The 18,322-nt window shown below is 42.5% G+C and carries 22 protein-coding genes; 18 read left to right on the top strand and 4 right to left on the bottom strand.

Going from position 1 to position 18,322, the window contains the following annotated elements; all coding sequences use genetic code 11:
• Positions 1-27: 27 nt before the first annotated feature.
• From GQS54_RS01495 to GQS54_RS01565, 15 genes are all read left to right on the top strand, one after another.
• Positions 28-309: a hypothetical protein gene (locus tag GQS54_RS01495; RefSeq protein WP_158768660.1), complete on the top strand. Its 282-nt coding sequence runs from the start codon at positions 28-30 to the stop codon at positions 307-309.
• A 37-nt stretch (positions 310-346) separates the two neighbouring features.
• Positions 347-1,069, top strand: a complete 723-nt coding sequence (gene recO / locus GQS54_RS01500) for a DNA repair protein RecO (RefSeq protein WP_166422229.1) — start codon at positions 347-349, stop codon at positions 1,067-1,069.
• Positions 1,066-1,803: a pyridoxine 5'-phosphate synthase gene (gene pdxJ, locus GQS54_RS01505; protein ID WP_166422230.1), complete on the top strand. Its 738-nt coding sequence runs from the start codon at positions 1,066-1,068 to the stop codon at positions 1,801-1,803. The genes recO and pdxJ overlap by 4 nt, the downstream gene beginning before the upstream one ends.
• A gap of 14 nt (positions 1,804-1,817) precedes the next feature.
• Positions 1,818-2,198, top strand: a complete 381-nt coding sequence (acpS, locus tag GQS54_RS01510) for a holo-ACP synthase (RefSeq protein WP_166422231.1) — start codon at positions 1,818-1,820, stop codon at positions 2,196-2,198.
• A gap of 274 nt (positions 2,199-2,472) precedes the next feature.
• The gene (relA, locus tag GQS54_RS01515; protein ID WP_166422232.1) at positions 2,473-4,635 is read left to right on the top strand and encodes a GTP diphosphokinase; all 2,163 of its coding nucleotides are present in this window, start codon (positions 2,473-2,475) and stop codon (positions 4,633-4,635) included.
• 2 nt (positions 4,636-4,637) lie between these two features.
• The gene (gene mazG / locus GQS54_RS01520; RefSeq protein ID WP_166422233.1) at positions 4,638-5,492 is read left to right on the top strand and encodes a nucleoside triphosphate pyrophosphohydrolase; all 855 of its coding nucleotides are present in this window, start codon (positions 4,638-4,640) and stop codon (positions 5,490-5,492) included.
• Positions 5,493-5,643: 151 nt separating this feature from the next.
• The gene (locus GQS54_RS01525; protein WP_166422234.1) at positions 5,644-5,946 is read left to right on the top strand and encodes a hypothetical protein; all 303 of its coding nucleotides are present in this window, start codon (positions 5,644-5,646) and stop codon (positions 5,944-5,946) included.
• A 115-nt stretch (positions 5,947-6,061) separates the two neighbouring features.
• On the top strand, positions 6,062-6,649 hold the full coding sequence (locus GQS54_RS01530; protein WP_166422235.1) for a CBS domain-containing protein: 588 nt from the start codon (positions 6,062-6,064) through the stop codon (positions 6,647-6,649).
• A gap of 324 nt (positions 6,650-6,973) precedes the next feature.
• The gene (gene rplM, locus GQS54_RS01535) at positions 6,974-7,402 is read left to right on the top strand and encodes a 50S ribosomal protein L13 (protein ID WP_158768668.1); all 429 of its coding nucleotides are present in this window, start codon (positions 6,974-6,976) and stop codon (positions 7,400-7,402) included.
• 12 nt (positions 7,403-7,414) lie between these two features.
• A complete protein-coding gene (gene rpsI, locus GQS54_RS01540; RefSeq protein WP_006991013.1) occupies positions 7,415-7,807 on the top strand; it encodes a 30S ribosomal protein S9 in 393 nt (130 codons plus the stop codon).
• A 254-nt stretch (positions 7,808-8,061) separates the two neighbouring features.
• The gene (petA, locus tag GQS54_RS01545) at positions 8,062-8,694 is read left to right on the top strand and encodes a ubiquinol-cytochrome c reductase iron-sulfur subunit (RefSeq protein ID WP_166422236.1); all 633 of its coding nucleotides are present in this window, start codon (positions 8,062-8,064) and stop codon (positions 8,692-8,694) included.
• Between the two features lies 1 nt (position 8,695).
• Positions 8,696-9,964 (top strand): cytochrome b N-terminal domain-containing protein, encoded by a 1,269-nt coding sequence (locus tag GQS54_RS01550; protein WP_166422237.1) that lies wholly within the window; start codon positions 8,696-8,698, stop codon positions 9,962-9,964.
• Positions 9,961-10,695, top strand: coding sequence for a cytochrome c1 (locus GQS54_RS01555; protein WP_166422238.1), 735 nt, complete (start codon positions 9,961-9,963; stop codon positions 10,693-10,695). Before GQS54_RS01550 ends, GQS54_RS01555 begins: the two co-directional genes overlap by 4 nt.
• Positions 10,696-10,876: 181 nt before the next feature.
• Positions 10,877-11,509 carry a stringent starvation protein SspA gene (sspA, locus tag GQS54_RS01560; protein WP_158768672.1) on the top strand — a complete coding sequence of 211 codons (633 nt, stop codon included), beginning with the start codon at positions 10,877-10,879 and terminating at the stop codon, positions 11,507-11,509.
• A gap of 14 nt (positions 11,510-11,523) precedes the next feature.
• Entirely contained in the window at positions 11,524-11,949 is a 426-nt protein-coding gene (locus GQS54_RS01565) for a ClpXP protease specificity-enhancing factor (RefSeq protein ID WP_166422239.1), read from the top strand.
• Positions 11,950-12,460: 511 nt separating this feature from the next.
• Here the strand turns inward: GQS54_RS01565 and dolP are convergent.
• The 4 genes from dolP to GQS54_RS01585 are packed head-to-tail and all read right to left on the bottom strand — an operon-like array spanning position 12,461 to position 16,008.
• Positions 12,461-13,039: a division/outer membrane stress-associated lipid-binding lipoprotein gene (dolP, locus tag GQS54_RS01570; RefSeq protein ID WP_166422240.1), complete on the bottom strand. Its 579-nt coding sequence runs from the start codon at positions 13,037-13,039 to the stop codon at positions 12,461-12,463.
• 4 nt (positions 13,040-13,043) lie between these two features.
• Positions 13,044-13,637, bottom strand: a complete 594-nt coding sequence (locus GQS54_RS01575) for a phosphoheptose isomerase (protein ID WP_166422241.1) — start codon at positions 13,635-13,637, stop codon at positions 13,044-13,046.
• A gap of 30 nt (positions 13,638-13,667) precedes the next feature.
• Complete coding sequence (locus GQS54_RS01580) at positions 13,668-14,042, bottom strand: YraN family protein (RefSeq protein WP_166422242.1); 375 nt, start codon at positions 14,040-14,042, stop codon at positions 13,668-13,670.
• Positions 14,029-16,008 carry a penicillin-binding protein activator gene (locus GQS54_RS01585; RefSeq protein WP_166422243.1) on the bottom strand — a complete coding sequence of 660 codons (1,980 nt, stop codon included), beginning with the start codon at positions 16,006-16,008 and terminating at the stop codon, positions 14,029-14,031. Before GQS54_RS01585 ends, GQS54_RS01580 begins: the two co-directional genes overlap by 14 nt.
• Before the next feature lie 140 nt (positions 16,009-16,148).
• Between GQS54_RS01585 and rsmI the strand changes: the two genes are divergently transcribed.
• The 3 genes from rsmI (at position 16,149) to GQS54_RS01600 (ending at position 18,310) form a co-directional block, all read left to right on the top strand.
• A complete protein-coding gene (gene rsmI, locus GQS54_RS01590) occupies positions 16,149-17,000 on the top strand; it encodes a 16S rRNA (cytidine(1402)-2'-O)-methyltransferase (RefSeq protein WP_166422244.1) in 852 nt (283 codons plus the stop codon).
• Positions 17,001-17,051: 51 nt separating this feature from the next.
• A complete protein-coding gene (locus GQS54_RS01595) occupies positions 17,052-17,558 on the top strand; it encodes a hypothetical protein (RefSeq protein WP_166422245.1) in 507 nt (168 codons plus the stop codon).
• Positions 17,559-17,656: 98 nt separating this feature from the next.
• On the top strand, positions 17,657-18,310 hold the full coding sequence (locus GQS54_RS01600; protein ID WP_166422246.1) for a 2OG-Fe(II) oxygenase: 654 nt from the start codon (positions 17,657-17,659) through the stop codon (positions 18,308-18,310).
• Positions 18,311-18,322 lie beyond the last annotated feature (12 nt).

Genomic DNA, 18,322 nt, shown 5'->3' on the forward strand with positions numbered 1-18,322 from the left:
TTGTTCTTAGGCAAATAGGGCGTAATGATGGCAAAAAAATCGGAAATCGATAAGTTGCTTAGTAAACATGAAGAGTTGACCCATTCTGAAGACATGGACGTAGAGTCTCATGTGCAACGCAAGGAAGATCAATGGTTTGTAAACACTTTGGTAATTAAAGGTTATGACGTGCCGTTTCGTTTTCGCCGCAAAAAGCAGTACAAAAACCTCGAAGGTGCTCGGGTTAATCTGACGTACTACGCCATTACTGAAGAAATAGCCGGATTCCCATTCGAAGCCATGAAAGTGGTCCGAATTAAAGTCTCTTAAGTACTCCTCGTTCCCCCTTGTAATTGAAGAGCGTACCGTGGCCGCAGAACAATTAAATGGTTTTTTATTGCACCGGCGTGCTTATCGGGAAACCAGTTTTTTAGTCAGCTTGTTTACGGTGGAAAATGGCAAAGTTTCTGCGATCGTAAAAGGGGTTCGTGGTAGTAAAAGCGACAAAAAAAGTTTATTACAGCCCTTTCAGCCATTGCTAATTGGTGTTTCCGGGCGGTACGAACTAAAAAATCTCCAGCAAGTTGAATCTACCGGCGCGATGCTGCGATTAACCGGTCAGGCTTTATATTGTGCACTGTATTTAAATGAAGTGTTAAATCGTGTATTGGCAGATGATATTCCCCATCCTGAAATATTCATTCTATATCAACAAAGTTTACATGCTTTGGTTACCGAGACACAATTTGAACCCATTTTACGTAGTTTTGAACTCGGCCTGCTTGACGCATTAGGTTACGCCATAGACTTAGCACATGATGCTAATACAGGAGAGGCACTTTTATCCCACGGTTATTATCGCATCATACCTGAGCTGGGTTGTGTGTATGTTGGTGATATTCGTCAATCTGGTAGCTATTCAGGGCAAAATTTATTAGCTGTAGCCAGTGAACAGTGGAACAAACATAGCTTATTAGTCGCTAAGATGATCACCAGAGTGGCGCTGTCTGAATTACTGGGTAACAAACCACTAATGAGCAGGGAATTATTTAAACAAACCCATTTCGTCTCTAAAGGGAGAGGACATTGAAAGATATTCTGTTAGGGGTCAATATTGACCATATTGCTACATTACGCAACGCTCGTGGAACGAGCTATCCTGATCCTGTTCACGCCGCTGATATTGCCGAGCGTGCTGGTGCTGATGGCATCACAGTGCATTTACGTGAAGATAGACGGCACATAAATGACCGGGATGTGGCTTTGTTACGCCAGACAATTAACACGCGTCTTAATCTAGAAATGGCTGTTACCGACGAAATGGTAGAGATTGCATTGCAAACCCAGCCTGAGTTTTGCTGTTTGGTGCCAGAAAAACGTGAAGAGCTCACCACTGAAGGGGGCTTGGATGTGGTCGGTAATCAACAAAAAATCGCGGATGCTTGCCAGCGCCTAGCAGCGAAGGGGATCCAAGTGTCACTGTTTATCGATGCTGATTTAATTCAGATCGATGCAGCAGTCGCTTGCAAAGCGCCTTATATTGAAATCCATACTGGACAATATGCTGATGCTAAAACTGAAGCAGAACAAGACGCTGAACTCGCTAAGCTAAAAATAGGTATTGAATATGCTGACTCAAAGGGCTTGAAAGTCAACGCAGGGCACGGGTTGCACTATCATAATGTAAAACCGATCGCGGCTATTCCACAGATTATCGAGCTAAATATTGGCCATGCGATTATTGCGCGAGCCGCATTCGAAGGTTTAGAAAAGGCAGTGGTTGATATGCGTCGGCTAATGTTAGAAGCGCGCGTTACTCAGTAAACTGGAGAGTCGTTATGGCAGTGATGGGTTTAGGCACAGATATAGTTGAAATTGCGCGTATAGAAAAACTTTTAGTACGTTCCAGCCGATTAGCACAGCGAGTTTTGACTGCCAGTGAGTTGGCGATATTTGATGAGCACGCATTCCCGGCTCGCTATTTGGCAAAGCGTTTCGCGGCCAAGGAAGCCGCGGTGAAGGCACTGGGAATCGGTATTGGTAATGGTATTAGTTTTCAAGATGTTGAAGTGCATAACTTACCGTCTGGACAGCCATTCTTACGTTTCTACGCTAAATTTGAGCTGTTGTGTGAACAACGTAATATTACCTCTAGCTATATCTCGATTTCCGACGAACAAAGTTACGCTGTAGCGACGGTCATTTTAGAGTCCCCTTAAATAATGGCGTAAAGCTTTGGTGCATCTCACTTATAAGGTGCACCGTATTTGCAGTATTTACATTAATAGTTAGATATTTTTGCTAGTATAAGCGCTTATCATTGGTAAATTTCAATTGCGTATCTTAACTACTCTAGCGAATGTCACTAGCTGGCCATAAATAACCAAAGACTTGGTCTTTTGGATCAAGTTGGCGCGTATACTGTATATGTTTACCATTTTTCAGCCTGGGCACATGCGTGGGTGTTAACGCTATTTAGTACAAGGATACGTTATGGTTGCTATCCGCAAAGTTCATGAATCAAAACGGCCTCCGTTCGATGAGTGGTTAGATTCGTTGTCGCTTTCTGACGAATGTAAACAAAAGCTAAGAGTGGTGTCTGACACGCCTGAAATTCTCTTGGTTGGTCAGGAAATGGTGGAGATTCTGCATGAACTACACATGGATGATGAAACCCTTCAAGCCTCAATGGTCTATCCCTATTGCCAGACGCATGAATTAACCGAAGAACAGATTGAAGAGCAGTTTGGCGTCGGCATTCAAAAGCTTATCACTGGCGTAAGACGTATGGATGCAATTAAGTCCTTACACACCCGAGCAAACAGTGCCCGTAAGAATGACGAAGAACAGATAGATAACGTTCGTCGTATGTTACTGGCCATGGTTGAAGATGTGCGTGCAGTGGTTATAAAGTTAGCCGAGCGTATTTGTGCGTTGCAGCAGGTCAAGTATCAAGATGAAGAAACTCGGGTCTTGGTGGCGCGTGAATGTGCCAACATATATGCCCCCTTGGCAAATCGTTTGGGGATTGGGCAACTAAAATGGGAATTAGAAGATCTTTCGTTTCGGTATTTACGCCCAGAAACCTACATGCAAATCGCTAGTTTGCTAGATGAAAAGCGCACCGTTCGCCAACAATATATCGAAGATTTCGTACAAGAATTACAAGAAGTTCTAGATTCGCAAAATATCAAGGCTAAGGTTTATGGGCGGCCTAAGCACATTTATAGTATCTGGAAAAAAATGCAGAAGAAGCATTTGAGCTTCGAACAATTATTTGACATTCGCGCTGTGCGAATTATCGCAGATCGTTTGCAAGACTGTTACGGTGCTCTTGGCGTGGTGCATTCTCATTGGCAACATATTCCCCGGGAATTCGACGATTATATTGCGACCCCCAAGCCTAATGGTTATCAGTCAATCCATACTGTGGCGCTAGGTAAAGAAAACAAAACGATAGAAATTCAAATTCGAACTGCTCAAATGCATCAAGACGCGGAGCTTGGTGTCGCGGCACATTGGCGCTACAAAGAAGGGACGAGCAGCAGTCGTTCAGGATATGAAGAACGTATCAATTGGCTACGCAAAATCTTGCTATGGCAAGAAGAAGTTGCTGAATCGGGCGATTTGGTTGAAGAACTTCGCAGTCAAGTATTCGATGATAGGGTTTATGTCTTCACGCCCAAAGGGGACGTGGTCGATCTACCGCTGGGCTCGACGCCACTAGATTTTGCCTACTACATTCATAGCAATGTAGGACATCGCTGTATTGGCGCAAAAGTCGGCGGGCGCATAGTGCCTTTTACTTATGAACTGAGAACGGGTGATCAAGTCGACGTCCTAACGGGCAAAGAGCTTAATCCGAGCCGCGACTGGATGCATCCTGGATTAGGATATGTTCATTCATCGCGAGCACGAGCTAAAATTCACACCTATTTTAAAAAGCAAGACCGCGATAAAAACTTAGCTGCGGGTAAAGAGATTTTTGAACGCGAATTGCAAAAAGCAGGTATCGAAAATAAAGATATTTCTGCCGCGTGTTCTCGTTACAACATGAATACAGCCGATGATTTATACGCTGCCATCGGTGGTGGTGATATTCGACTTATGCAAGTCGTGAACTATCTGTTGCAGTTGCGCGAGCCACCACCAGAAATTGACCCAAGGATAAAACCTAAAAAACCACAATCAGATAAATTTAAAAAAGATACTGTTGTGGTCGAAGGGGTGGGTAATCTTATGACCCAAATCGCAGGTTGTTGCCAGCCGTTGCCCGGTGAGCCTATTCAGGGGTACATCACACAAGGTCGTGGGGTCAGCGTGCATCGAGAAGATTGCGAGCAGTTAAGTAATTTATTGGATCAGCACCCTGAGCGAGAAATAGACGTAGATTGGGCCAGTAATATAAGTGCGTCATTTCAAACTTATGTGCAAGTTTTTTGCAGTGATAGAGATGGCTTACTGCGTGATATCACCACCGTCTTAGCTAACGAAAAAATTGGCTTACTTGGGGTAAACAGTGCGAGTGACACTAAATCCGGTTTAGCGCGTATCTCATTGCGTTTAGAGGTTAAGGATTTAATCGGTTTGTCCCGAGTTATGACACGTATTGAAGGTATCAAAGGTGTTGAAATGGTTCAGCGAACTGATAATTAACAATGACAGACTCAAATTTGAAAAATCGACTGGCACAACACAAGGCTAGCAACAATACACAAGAAACAGCGTTAGACGAGTTACTTAACATTATGCGCCAGTTAAGAGATCCGGTTTCGGGTTGCGAATGGGACAAACAGCAGACATTCGCTAGTATTGCGCCTTATACCATTGAGGAAGCATACGAAGTCGCTGATGCCATTAATAAAGGGGATATGGAACATATCCGTGATGAGTTGGGTGATCTGCTGTTTCAAGTGGTGTTCTATGCACAAATTGCACAAGAGCTAGGCGAGTTTACGTTTAATGATGTTGCTAAGGCTATTTCAGATAAAATGCGTCGTCGACACCCCCACATATTTGCTGGACTCGATGGCAAAAGAATTCCTGTTCAAAAAGGGCAATGGGAACAGATAAAAAACCAAGAGCGTATAGATGCAGGGAAAGCGCAAGATAACAGTGTATTAGCAAATGTACCGACTGGGATGTCACCTCTGCTCAGAGCACAAAAACTGCAGCAAAAATGTGCCAAGGTCGGGTTTGATTGGCCGGAACTCGGTCCTGTGCTAGATAAATTGCAAGAAGAAATTGTTGAAGTACTTGAGGAAGTTAACGCACCTGTTCCAAATCAAAGTGCAATTGAAGATGAAATTGGCGATGTGTTGTTTTCGGTGGTCAACTTGGCTCGGCATGTCAATGTTGATGCACAAACGGCATTGCGCAAAGCGTCTAATAAGTTTGAGCAGCGCTTTAGACATGTAGAATTAATTGCTAATCAACGAGGGCAAGCAGTAAACGAGACGTCTTTAACCGAACTCGAAGAATTTTGGCAACAAGCGAAAGAACTTTCTAAGTAATCTGTTGCCTTAACAACGGGTAGCAATAAGTTTGTCGTTGCTTGTTACAAAGTTTGATTTCACTTTCTTAGGATCAGGTGTAGATTGAAAAGTGTTGTTAATTAAATTTACATTTTAAAGAGGTACAGCGTTTAATTACTCGCGTTACGTTATGAATAAATTACTGGTTTTAATATTTCCATTATTGTTTTCGTTACTCAGTTTTGAGGGGCGAACTGCGACTAATGGCAAAGTAAATATTGAACGAAATGCAGTTTTATCCGACGTATTAGATTCTCAGTCATTGCAGGTATCTGAAGAAGCCGATAACCGTGATGAAGACTTTTATGTTGGCTTTACATTCCCAACATTATTGATACCCAATAGTAAAAATGATTACTTTACTGGTGTTCAACCTTCTTTCCGCCAGATTTATGATTTTGGGACCATCCGCGCCCCACCTTCTGTTAATTAATTTATCAATCAAGCAATTGGATCACACAGAGCGTTTACGCAATGGTGAAAAAAAATTAATTAAATACAAAACTTTCACTTTGATTGATCAAAGGGAAGGTTTAGGAAGAAGAATCATGAGAAATATCGCCCTTTACGAACTAACCCAATTAGATGAATTAGCTTGGCCTGAAACCTTTCAAGGAATTACGTTAGATTCACCAGCTATGTCTGTATTCACCGATTTCAAAAAAACAAAACCTATTGTTATCCAAGCTGATACACCTATAAATGAAGTTGAACAGCGGATGATAGAGGAAAAGGTACGCTTAAAAATCGTACTCGACAGCAGTCAGAAATTTATTGGTGTAATCAGTTTAGATGACCTAAACGACCAAGAAAAAATAAAGCGAATTGCCTCTGGCATCGAAAGAACAGATTTGTGTGTTCGTCATTTTATGCGCACAAAAGAGGAACTGAAAGTTATCCTATTTAGAGAGCTTAAGCGTTCCAAAATTGGCGATGTAGTAGAAATGCTAAAAGCCAATGGGTTACAACATTGTTTAGTCGTAGACAGCGAGGTTCATCAAATTCGCGGTATCGTATCCGCAAGTGACTTAGCCAAAGGCTTAGGTATTGCCATGAATTTAAGTGTTAGCCCAACCTTCTTCGATATTTTTAATGAAGTCTATAGCGAAGCGCCTCTATTTAAGGCTTACGGTTAAGGCAACTTAATATCGACAGTCGCCAATGGCGAGGGAAATTTGTTTCAAGCAAATTTCCCTCGTAGTAAACAAAAAATTCAGTCTTAACATTCCCTCCATACCGAAATTAGACCCCAGATCGCACAATTTCTACTCGCGTTTAGTAAAAACATCTGTATAATTCGCGCCCTGCCCAGTTACACCTACTTTGGGAAAGTAGAAGAATCATACGACTCGAAGGGGTCAGTGTATTGGTTTTAAGCGGTTTTTGGGGTTTTAAGCTTAGGTTTGGAACAACAGAAACAACGTAACATTTATAGACATAAATTTTTTGGGTAATATTAGATGAAAACTTTTGTTGCAAAGCCAGAAACGGTAAAACGTGAATGGTATGTGGTAGACGCCGCAGACAAAACACTTGGTCGTTTAGCGACTGAAATTGCTAGCCGTTTACGCGGAAAGCATAAGCCTGAGTACACACCTCACGTGGACACAGGGGATTACATTGTTGTGATCAACGCAGAGAAAGTAACAGTTACCGGCAACAAAGCTAAAGGTAAAATGTACTACTCTCACTCAGGTTACCCAGGCGGTCTTAAAGAGACTAACTTTGAGAAGTTACAAGCCCACAAACCAGAGATGATCATTGAAAAAGCGGTTAAAGGTATGTTGCCAAAAGGTCCTCTTGGGCGCGATATGTTCCGCAAAATGAAGGTCTTCGCTGGTCCTGAGCACAAGCACGCTGCTCAACAGCCTCAAGTCTTAGACATTTAAGGAACATAGAAAATGGCAGATACTCAATACTACGGCACTGGTCGCCGCAAAAGCTCTACCGCTCGTGTTTTTCTTCGCGCTGGTAGCGGTAACATCGTTGTTAACAAACGTCCTCTAGATGAATTCTTTGGCCGTGAAACAGCACGAATGATTGTTCGTCAACCACTTGAATTGGTTGAAATGACTGAAAAATTCGATCTATACGTCACAGTTGCTGGCGGCGGAATTAGCGGCCAAGCTGGCGCGATTCGTCACGGTATTACACGTGCATTGATGGAATTTGATGAGACTCTTCGTCCTTCTCTACGTAAAGCTGGTTTCGTAACCCGTGATGCACGTAAAGTTGAGCGTAAGAAAGTGGGTCTACATAAAGCGCGTAAGCGTCCACAATTCTCAAAACGTTAATCGTTTTTACGAATTTAAAACCCGGCTATTTGCCGGGTTTTTTTTGGCTGTTAATTAGTCAAAAGGCCGTCTTGTATCAATTTCCTGTTTAAGTCTCGGTATTTCTTCGTTTTATTGACGAATTCCTTGTATTTATTGTGGGTTTTCTTTTATCATTTTCGGTTAATGACAAAACTATAACTTCTTTTGGTGCGTATGTTAGATATGCGCTGTTAAAAGAAGCTTGAGCAAATTCAACCCTCGGAGATTATTGGATGAGCAATGTATCATTAGATGCGAATGATTCGTCTGTTGCCGAAAGCCAACCGCAAGATAATAATCGGCGTCGATTTTTGACTGTCGCAACGTCTGTAGTGGGTGGTGTCGGTGTAGTAGGTGTCGCTATTCCTTTCATAGGTTCATGGAACCCAAGTGTGAAAGCGAGAGCCGCAGGTGCTGACGTAGAAGCAGATATTAGTAAGATTGAACCTGGACAACTTATTCGTGTTGTTTGGCGCAGTAAGCCAGTTTGGATCACCAGACGTACACCAGAGTTACTTGAATCATTGACAAAAATTGATGATTTGTTGAAGGATCCTAACTCTGAAGAAGACCAACAACCTGAGTTTGCACGTAATGAATATCGCTCGCTTAAAGCAGAATACTCCGTCTTGGTTGGTATTTGCACGCATCTAGGCTGCTCTCCTCAACATCTTAAAGATGGCGCATTCGAAGAATATGTTGAAGGCGTGCCTGAAGGTTTTCATTGTCCTTGCCATGGTTCTAAGTTTGATATGGCTGGTCGTGTATTCAATAACGTACCTGCACCCCTTAACTTAGTTGTGCCTCCGTATATGTATTTAGATGACAACACCATATTAATTGGTTCCGAAGAAGGAGCGGCATAATATGTTCAAAAATTTAATGGACTGGATTGAATACCGTTTACCTATTATGCGTGTTGCTAACATGCATGCGGTTCAATACCCCGCCCCGCGAAACATGAACTTCTGGTATGTGTTTGGTTTTTTAGCCACCATCGTTTTAGTCAACCAAATTGTCACAGGTATCTGGTTGACTATGAGCTTCGAACCATCAGCAGAACGAGCGTTTGCATCGGTTGAGTTCATTATGCGTGATGTAGAATATGGCTGGATATTACGTTACATGCACAGTACTGGCGCATCAGCGTTCTTTATTGTTGTCTACTTGCATATGTTCCGCGGAATGATTTACGGCTCGTATCAGAAACCACGTGAATTATTGTGGTTATTCGGTATGTTCATCTACCTTGCTTTGATGGCCGAAGCCTTTATGGGTTACGTTCTACCTTGGGGACAAATGTCCTACTGGGGAGCGCAGGTTATTGTTTCTTTGTTTAGCGCAATTCCCGTTATCGGACCTGATTTAGTAGTATGGATCCAGGGCGATTACGTTATATCAGGTGCGACATTAAACAGATTCTTCGCATTACATGTTATCGCGTTACCGCTTGTTATCGTTATTCTTGTGTTTCTACATATCGTTGCACTTCACGAAGTGGGTTCTAATAACCCCGACGGCACTGACGTTAAGCGTAAGAAAGGTTCACTTAGCGAAGACGAAAAAACCAAGTTTAAAATACACGAGTATTATACGGACAAGTACGACATCATCGATGACATCGTGCCGTTCTTCCCGCACATAGTACTGAAAGATTTGGTTGCCTTTAGTCTCTTCTTGATTGCATTTTGTTATGTCATGTTCTTTAACCCAGGAATGGGTGGGTACTTCCTAGAGCATCCTAACTTTGAAATTGCCAATGGTCTTAAAACGCCTGAACATATCTTCCCTGTATGGTACTTCACGCCTTTCTATGCAATTTTGAAAGCCGTACCACATAAACTGGGTGGTGTTATTTGTATGTTTGCCGCAATTGTCGCGTTAGCACTTCTGCCTTGGATTGACAGAGGACGTGTAAAATCATGGCGTTATCGTTGTGGTTTGCACACTTGGAATCTAATTATTTTTGCTGGTGTATTTATCTTCCTAGGTTATTTAGGCGGTACCCCGCAGGAAGCTTGGAAGATCATTGCTTCGCAGATTTTGACCATAATGTATTTTGGTTTCTTCTTCTTATTGTGGATTTACAGCAAGAACGAAAAAACTAAGCCAGTCCCAGCGAGGATTACAGGATGAAGAAGTTAATACTCGTTTTAGCCTTTTTACTACCCAACGCCGTATTTGCTGCAGGTGGCGGTGTTCATCTAGACACTGCCAATTACGATCTAACGGATAAAGTCTCGTTACAAAACGGCGCTAAGTTATTTCAAAATTATTGCTTAGGTTGTCACCAAATGCAGTACCAGCGTTATCAACGTGCGTTCGAAGATCTAGGTATTCCTACGGAGATAGGTCAGGAGAACTTGCAGTTTACTGGCGAAAAAGTGGGAGATTATATTAAAAATGGTATGCCTGCTGATTCCGCTGCAAAGTGGTTTGGTGCGCCTCCACCAGATTTAACGTTAGTTGCCCGCGTTCGTGGAGCTGATTGGCTATATACCTATTTACGCACATTCTATGTAGACGAAAGTCGCCCATTTGGTGTGAATAATTTGGTCTTCCCTGAAGTGGGTATGCCTCATGTGTTGCAAGAGTTACAAGGTGTCCCTAGTAAAGCAACTGAAGAGCATATGGTTGACGGTGAAATGGTTGAGCGTTATGTCGGAATTAAGTCTGACGGTTCAGGCGTACTTAGCCCTGAAGAATATGATTCAGCGGTATTAGACCTAGTGAACTATTTAGTTTATACCGGCGAGCCTTCACGTTTAGAGTCTGAAAGCATTGGCCGCTGGGTAATCATCTTCTTATTGGTATTCTTTGTGCTTATTTATTTACTCAAGAAAGAATATTGGAGAGATGTGCATTAATTCAACAAAAGTTAATGTATAATCCGCAAAATTTTAAGGGGCCCTGCGCCCCTTTCTCATCATTGGTAGATTAATTTACCGTTTTGCTGTTGATAGCGCCTATTTTGCGCAGTAAAGACAGTAATAATTGAATTTTTGCTCGCTTACAGCGAATAAAAATTTGAATTTAGGAGGAAGCTTAATGGCTGTAGCCACAAATAAACGTTCTATTATGACGTTGTTCTCAGACACTATCGATATTTATAGTCATCAGGTGCGTATCGTACTGGCTGAAAAAGGTGTTGGAGTAGAAATCAGCTATATCGAGAAAAACAATCTGTCGGAAGACCTTATCGACTTGAATCCTTATGGCACAGTGCCAACCTTGGTTGACAGAGAATTAGTACTTTATAATTCTCACATCATCATGGAATATTTGGACGAACGTTTTCCTCATCCTCCCTTGATGCCAGTTTATCCTGTGTCTCGTGGTCAAAGCCGCCTGACTATGCATCGTATTCAAAATGATTGGTACAAGTTAGCTGAGCAAGTCTTAGAAGGCAAAGGCGATGTAGCGACTGCACGTAATGAATTACGTGAAGCACTGCTTAGCTTAGCTCCGTTATTCGCTGAAACGCCTTTCTTTATGAGTGAAGAATTTAGCTTGGTTGACTGTTACTTAGCTCCACTGTTATGGCGTTTACCGTCACTTGGTATTGAGCTAACAGGTAATGGTGCAAAAGATGTACGTGGTTATATGAATCGCATCTTCGAAAGAAGTTCGTTCAAGGCATCATTGACTGACCAAGAACGTGAAATTCATAACCCTCTATAGTGGGAAATGACAATATGACATCAAATCAACCTTATTTACTTCGTGCATTCTACGAATGGATTGTAGATAACAATCTAACACCTTATTTAGTGGTTGATGCTCATGCTCCAGGCACTTTAGTGCCTCAAGAGCATGTACGTGACGGACAGATAGTACTTAATGTTTCCCCTTCGTCATGTGGCAAATTATTGCTTGGCAATGATGAAATTACCTTTGATGCACGTTTTGGTGGTGTACCTCGTAACATTGTTGTGCCGTGTAAAGCGGTATTAGCTATCTACGCTAAGGAAAATGGCGCGGGAACAGTGTTCACTCCTGAAGATGATTTCGAAGGTGATGGCAGCGATTTAACACCGAGTCCGGTGCAGTCATCTGATAAATCTGACAGCGTTTCTGCTCCAAGTAAAAAAGGTAAGCCTAACTTGACTATCGTTAAGTAAGCAGCCACTTGAATTAAAAATAGGTGCTTAACGGCACCTTTTTTATATCTGAAATTTATCTTTTCTCCTGATAAACCGCGCTTAATTCATTAACCGCATAATCGTAAGATGGGAATCAATATATAATTTGCGGCACTCGTACATTACCAGAAATCATTGACTGCATTGGGTCGGTGAGAAAACTATTTTAAAGCTGTATAGAAAAAACAAGATATAGCGGGTAAAGATCAGCTAGGCGCTTCCTCATAGACCGCAGGTCATAATAAATTGATTCACTATTGCATCTCTGTGCCATATCGAATTGACGTACGTACGTGAACTACAGCGCGTTAAGGGGATATTACTAATACCTATCTTGATAAGGCTTGTTTGGTAGTGACGGCCTTTGTAGCTTTATTAGACAACAGATCAATAATAGAGTGGTATGGATAGCGATGAATGACAGTATTCATTGACTGTTGGATGATCGCGCTGCCTGACAAATTAGGCGACGCGATACTTGATATGGGCTTTATAAATACTCAAAGGCCTTAATCACTTGCTTAACACCGTCAATATTACGTGCCACCGTTGCTGCGATTTCGGCCTCTTTCGTACTGACAAGACCCATCAAAAAAACTTCCGAATTTTCAACTGCAACATGAATGTGAAAGCCATCAATACGTTTATCTGAAATCAAATTTGCTTTAATTTTCGAGGTAAGCCAAACATCATGTGTTGTTGTACTGGCTGAAACCGGGGGCCCTAAACGTACTTGGTTATGTAATTTCTCAATATTTCTAACCGATGTTGCCGCTTCTTGCGCTTGGCGGATAAGTGCTTCAGTCGGCGCTTGCCCAACTAAAAGTACTGAGCCATTAAAAACATGCACATGAATGTTGGCTTGTTTATCGATGCCGGCATTTTCTGATAAAGCGATAGAAATACGGCTAGAAACGGTTTTATCATCAAGTTGAGTGCCTAACGATCTGCGATCGTGTGCCGCCGACGCAGCGCCTACACCCGCACCAACCACCAAAGCAGCGCAGCCTTGTAATAAACTCAAGGTTAGTAACGCTCCTACGAGTAATTTGGGTTTGAAATTTAACACTGAATTACTCCTGTGAAGTTTCGGGGAATAAACAATCATCTATTCCCTCACAAAGATTATGAACAACGAGCAGATGCACTTCATGTATACGCACCGCACGGCTTGATGGTACTCTAATTTCTACATCGTTCGGGCCGAGTAAGCCGGCCATTTCACCACCATCTTGACCAGTGAGAGCGACAATAGTCATATCTCTATTTAAGGCAGCTTCCATGGCTGCAATGACGCTACGGGAAGCCCCATTAGGTGATATGGCAAGCAATATATCCCCAGCTTGACCGAGTGCTCGAACTTGCTTGGAAAAAACTTCCTCATAGGTAAAGTCGTTGGCAATCGAGGTGATAGTCGATGTGTCTGTTGTTAACGCTATTGCGGGTAAGCTCGGCCTTTCCCGTTCATAACGATTAAGCATTTGTGAAGAAAAACTTTGGGCATGTGCCGCTGAGCCTCCATTACCACAAGACAATATTTTATTGCCATTTATAAGCGCATTAACCATCATTTGTGTAGCATGGGCGATGGGCACCGGTAATTCTTCAAGAGAAGCAATCATCGTTTGAATGCTCTCGGTAAAATTGGCTTTAATGCTATCTAACATTCATGCTCCGATACGCGGTAATCGTTGTTTTTATACATACTTTAACCAACTAATTCTGTCACTGTTGTTACTTAATACATCTATGCCGACTATATCAATTCTATGGGCAATTAACGAAGGATTAAGCTGATTGTCTAACATATAGTGTTGAATTGCGGATTCAAATTTGCGCCGCTTGTGAGAATGGAAGAATTCCACTGCGCTACCAAACTGCTGTCCGCTACGATATTTAACTTCTACAAAGACCAATTCTTGACCATCTCGCATTATGATATCAATTTCACCACTACGACATCGATAATTCTGTGTAATTAACGCTAGCCCCTGCTGTTTGAGGTACGCTAAAGCACGGGCTTCACCCTGCGCGCCCTTGGTTAAAGAGCGCAATGGGTTATTCCATGGCAAAGGGGGTTACTCGGTCTTGCTGCACTTTAGCCCATTGTAAAACGCGATGGACTTCACCGTCACTGCTGATACTTAGCTCACCGCTCAAACCTGGCACCGACGTTATGGGTAACAGGTTCAAGTGTCTTAGTTTAGGTATTAGGTTATATGCGTCATAACCGAGCGCAAACAGACGTAACAAACTATCCTGACTTTGAGGCCATAACGTTCCGACTTCATTTGCCAGCTCAGCCCAAGGGTTATTTGGCATCATCCAAGGCATGTCAATAAACGTTAAATTACGTAAATCGCGAATACTATTTTTGTTCAAATCTAGGGTGTAACTTCTCGAAGAAGCGAAAACAGATATTTCACGGGCAGCAAAAGGACTTAAACTTGATTCTATAATAGGGCTAAGCAATTCAGTTTGTTCTGGATTGGCAAAAAGTATAATGGCATCTACGTCACGACGGTTACGCTCCACAGCATAGACTTCACTGGTCGTTAGCAACTCTATTTGCTTAACACGCTGGCGACTTTGTGCCACATCTAATAGCTCAGAAACTAATTTACGCATGCTTTTGCTATCGGTGAAGGTGCCTGTGGCGGGGGCAACATAATCTTTTTGCCGTTGATGAACCTGCCATTGTTCAAGAAAGGCTTCGGCCATGCGTTGGGTTGTGCTGGTATCGGCTGACAAAACAACTGGATGACGAAGTCCAGAGTCATAAATATGTTTGGCTAATTGTATTGCTTCATCTTCAGGCGCTAACGAGAAGTAAAATATTTCGGGATGAGGGTTTGGTGTGTCATCTTCGGACATTAAAACACCTGGGTTTATTTCAGGTGCAACTGACGCTTCTGTTATCAACGGATTCCCAGAGGATAACGTCGCCGGCGACTTTACATCACCCGTACCGATTGTATCGATTCTGTTTAATGCCAGTATAGTTTTATTAGCGGGCAATAAAGTAATGAGTTCGGCTATCTTTTCTTTTAATAATGGCCCAACAATTACGTCATAATCTGCGACTAAGTCATTTAACTCTTGAGGCGTTTTTAATGCAGAATCAAAAAATCGTAGTTCAGTTTCTAGCATAGATGTGCTGTTATTTTTGAACGATAAGCTATTAAGCTGAGTCAAGTATGCGGCGACTATTCCATCTTTAATGGCATTACCCTGGCTAGCGAGTCGTCCAGTTAGCGGAAGTAGCACCGCCACTCGTTTGGCAATAATTGGGGCTTTACTCATGGCAGTAATAAGTGCCTCTGGTAATGCTTGCGATAAAGGATGATAAACATGCTTGCCTTGCCATTGGCTTACACTGCGCTGCAACATATCAGGCGCTAAACCTTGCTGTTGTACTATATCTTTAAGATCTAGCCAAGATCGCAGTCTAGGTTCATCGATAATGGCTTGCTGGGCTTGCTTTGCGGTTAGATGTCCTAACGCGCGCCATAACCGAAGGCTATTTTCATTGTTCAAATTACCCGCTGCGAGTAAGTTTTTACTCGCTTCTAACCACGCTTGTTGGTGCTCATCTATATGAGCTTGAACCGCACGAATACGTCCTTGTTCAGCAAAATTATCCGGCAATTTTTCAAGTAACTTTTGGGCGTGCGATAATGCTGGGCTTGGTAACCGCACATAACATTCTGCGAGTAACAATTGCGCTTGGGCCTGATTATCTGGATGAATTAATTCTGGCGTTAGAATATTAAGCAGTTTAATACTGGCATTACAGTTTTGTTCAGTTTGCAGTTTACTTGCCGCTAACAACAACAAATCGTTACGCTCAGTAGTATCACCATCTCGTGCAAACTCACGTTGAGCTTGGTTTAGGTAATATTGACTGCTAAGCTCTCGGTCTGGCTGCACTACCTTGATATCTGGGCGTTTTACCGTGTTTTTTTTGTTCGGCGCATCTGCACATGAAGCCATAAAAACGACTAGGCTAACAACCACTACCGACCTGATTAATTTCATTTAAGGTGCACTCACTTAACATCTTGATAATTCGCCCGTTAGTTTATACCAACGCTGACAAATATCTACCTGCTGGCGGGATGCGGTAATGGGAAGTTACAAGGTAAAATAGCGATATAATTGTTAAAAGGCGTTTCATAGTGGCAAATTCTGGAAAATTGTTCATCGTTCCTACTCCAATTGGAAACTTGGAAGATATTACTCTGCGGGGAATTAGAATATTAAATGAGGTGGATTTAATTGCTGCTGAAGACACCCGTCACAGCCAAAAACTGCTGCAGCACTTTGATATTAAGACCCGCCTTATCTCATTACACGATCACAATGAAACTCAGCGAGCCGTGCAATTAATTGAAAAATTACATCAGGGCATGAATATCGCTTTGATTTCAGATGCGGGTACACCCTTAATTAGTGATCCTGGGTATGGGTTGGTGAATCAATGCCGCGCGAATGCGGTAGAGGTGATACCTTTACCTGGAGCATGCGCTGCGATTACGGCCCTAAGCGGAGCTGGGCTTGCAACTGACCGTTTTCGCTTTGAAGGTTTTTTACCGGCGAAACAGCTAGCCAAAACCCAGACGTTAGAGACCTTAGAACGAGAAACCGCGACCAGTGTCTTTTATGAATCTCCGCGCAGAATCGCCGACACAGTTCAAGCAGTCGTTAATGTGCTAGGCGGCGAGCGAAAAGTTGTAGTGGCTAAAGAACTAAGCAAAACCTTTGAGACTTTTTACTCAGGTACAGCAGATGAAGCGCTAGAGTGGTTACTGGCCGATTCGAATCATCAACGAGGGGAGTTTGTATTAATGATTGCGGGTCACAAAACCGATGCCAATGAGATCCCCGAAGAAGCATTGAAGTTACTTAAATTATTGATGAATGAGCTGCCACCAAAAAAAGCAGCTGGTATCGTTGCTCAGCAATATGGATTGAAGAAAAATACCTTATATCAGATGGGGCTAGCATTTAGCGAAGCTAAAGCCGATTAATTTTAAGCTATGGGGGGTGTAAACCTCTTTCGAAAAGGGAGTTGAATTGTAGTGCGCAGCAGTGTGATTTCACCTATTATCCTCGACGTTGAAGCCAGCGGCTTCGGTGCTGGCAGTTATCCCATTGAAGTGGGCGTGGCACTAAACCGCGATCACCGTTTTTGCCGCCTAATACGCCCACAAGATGATTGGTTGCATTGGAGCGACGAAGCTCAAGCACTGCACGGTATCAGCCGCGCTATGTTGATGAAAAAAGGTGTGCCAGTGCAACAGGTCTGCTTGGAACTCAATCAATTGCTAGAGCGTCAAACTGCATATTCAGACGGATGGGTGGTGGATAGCCCGTGGTTATCTCGCCTGTATGAGAGTGCGGGTATAGCAATGACATTCGAACTCAGCCAGCTAGAGCTGATTTTAAGCGAAAAACAAATGGACAGTTGGAGTGTGACTAAGGCGCGTATTTTGTCTGAAACACAAATTCTGCGGCATCGAGCAAGTAACGATGCAGCTGTTATTCTACAGACTTATATAGAAACACGTAGCTCGACTATTCAATGATGTTACGAATAATGTCACTTGACCTCTTAGCGAATACGGTTAAATAACCTTCTTCCAGTTAACCCGTTTAGATACCAGACACTAGGATTAATCCCCACATGCAAACCCATGAAGCAGGCTGTTTAGAAGAGCAGGTGATTGCGTATATCTGTGAGCAACTAACAGTATACGGTTATTGTATTGTCGCTGATTTCTTACCTGCAGCGGTTGCTAATGCGCTGTATTTTGAGGCGAGCAGCGATCATCGTCTTCACTTTAAGCAAGCATCTATAGGCAGAGAGCAATTACAGCAAATAAATACTGATGTTCGTAGCGATAGCATCGCTTGGATAAACAATCAAAGCGAAACTCAAAGTCTATATCTGAAACTCATGGAAAATTTACGAATAGAAATAAATCGACGACTGTTTCTAGGGTTATTTGATTACGAGAGCCACTTTGCTCATTATGGTATCGGTGATTTTTACAAACGTCACGTTGATGCTTTTAAGGGGGGCAGTAATCGTTTACTTAGCAGCGTTGTTTATTTAAACGCCGATTGGGTCAAAGCTGACCAAGGTGAATTACTTATGTTTCATGATGAGCAATTATCACCCTTCCTAATAGTTGAGCCTATTTTTAACCAATGCGTGATTTTTCTTAGTGAGCAATTTCCTCACGAAGTCCGCGTAGCTAAAAGGGATCGCTATAGTATTGCTGGCTGGTTTCGTACTAATAACAGTATTGGCGGACAAATCGATCCACCCCGTTAATAACCTTGTTTT

Source organism: Paraglaciecola sp. 20A4 (genome assembly GCF_011378905.1).
Taxonomy (GTDB): Bacteria; Pseudomonadota; Gammaproteobacteria; order Enterobacterales; family Alteromonadaceae; genus Paraglaciecola.